Origin of the sequence: Kribbella turkmenica (assembly GCF_004348725.1) — a bacterium.
Taxonomy (GTDB): Bacteria; Actinomycetota; Actinomycetes; order Propionibacteriales; family Kribbellaceae; genus Kribbella; species Kribbella turkmenica.
This window is the reverse complement of the sequence record NZ_SMKR01000339.1, coordinates 1-1,406: the sequence shown is the minus strand read 5'-3', so window position 1 is coordinate 1,406 and position 1,406 is coordinate 1. Positions and strand designations below refer to the sequence as shown.

Annotated in this window: 2 protein-coding genes; one reads left to right on the top strand and one right to left on the bottom strand. The window is 68.5% G+C overall.

The genetic code is table 11. From position 1 onward, the window contains the following. The first annotated feature begins 177 nt into the window (after window positions 1–177). On the top strand, window positions 178–633 hold the full coding sequence (locus E1218_RS35755; protein ID WP_202866380.1) for a hypothetical protein: 456 nt from the start codon (window positions 178–180) through the stop codon (window positions 631–633). Between the two features lie 154 nt (window positions 634–787). Here E1218_RS35755 and E1218_RS35750 read toward each other — a convergent pair whose 3' ends face one another. Beyond that, window positions 788–1,282 (bottom strand): regulatory protein RecX, encoded by a 495-nt coding sequence (locus E1218_RS35750; RefSeq protein ID WP_233712705.1) that lies wholly within the window; start codon window positions 1,280–1,282, stop codon window positions 788–790. Between the last annotated feature and the right edge of the window lie 124 nt (window positions 1,283–1,406).

Genomic DNA, 1,406 nt, shown 5'->3' with positions numbered 1-1,406 from the left:
CCGCGACCCTCGTGGGATGCGGTTCGAAGTCCGAGGACAAGTACGTCGCCGACCCCGGCGCGCTGCAGGTCTACTCCTCCCAGCACGAGAACCTGACCAAGGCGTGGGCCGAGGCGTTCACCAAAGAGGCTCGTCGGTTGCTCGACCGACTTCTCCCCGGCGGAGTAGCGTGAGCGAATGGCGAGTCTCGAAGACGTGGATCGGCTGGTCGCGGAGTTGCCGGAGACCGTGGAGACGACCCGGCACGGGAATCGAACCTGGTCGGTCGCCGGCAAGGCGTACGCCTGGGAACGCCCGTTCAGCAAGGCAGACCTCCGCCGCTTCGGAGACGCAACTCCACCGGCGGACCCGATCCTGGCGATCCGCGTCGAAGACCTCGCCGAGAAGGAAGCAGTGCTCGCAGAACGCGCGCCGCACGGCTTCTTCACCATCCCACACTTCGACAACTACGCCGCTGTGCTGATCGAGCTGAGCAAAATCCCGGAGCCCGTCCTACGAGAGGCCCTGACCGACGGCTGGCTCGTCTTCGCACCACCCCACCTGGCCGAGACACACCTCAACGGCGAGTTACTGTCGCCCCAGCACGTCGCCCGAGGTAGAGCCGAGCGTGCCCACGAGGCGCCCGTCAGATAGCAGCCTGCTGCACCAGCTGCATCGATTCACCCCGCACCCGCACGACCGTCGGCCCACGGCCGGCACTCGGCCCGCAGTACGCCGGCGCGCCTGTCGGCGACGCTTGAAGATCGGGAGACCAGACCGCGGTCCCCCCGGAGGAGTCGCGGCTGGGTCAGTCCGGTTCGAGGCCGGAGGGGTCCAGGAGGGGGAGTTCTTCGTGGCTGGCGGCGAGTTCTTGTTTGACGACCGACATGGCCAGACCGCCGGGGTAGCCCTTGCGGCCCAGCATGCCCAGCAGCCGGCGCATCGCGACCTCGCGTTCCAAGGAACGCATGGACTTGAGCTTTCGCCGCACCAGGGCGCGGGCTGTCTCCTCTTCCTGCTCCGGGTCCAGCTCGTCGAGTGCATCTCGGGTCAACTGATCGTCCACACCTCGGCGCCGCAGTTCCTGGGCCAGCGCACGTTTCCCGAGACCACGCCCGCGATGCCGGGACTCGACCCAGGCATTGGCGAACGCGGCGTCGTCGATCAGGCCGACCTCGGTGAACCGATCGAGCACCTCGTCCGCGACATCATCCGGGATCTCCCGTTCCGCCAGCAGACCGGCCAGCTCGGCACGCGTGCGGGGCTGCCCGGTCAGCTTGTCGAGCAGGATCGTCCGAGCCACAGAATGCGGATCCGTCACCCCATCCAACGCTGGGTCTGCCGGGCTCTCAGGCCCGTCGGCCCCACGCCGTCGTCCTCGCCGGGCTCCTCCACCCCCGAACTCCCGCCGCCGCACCCCAGCACGT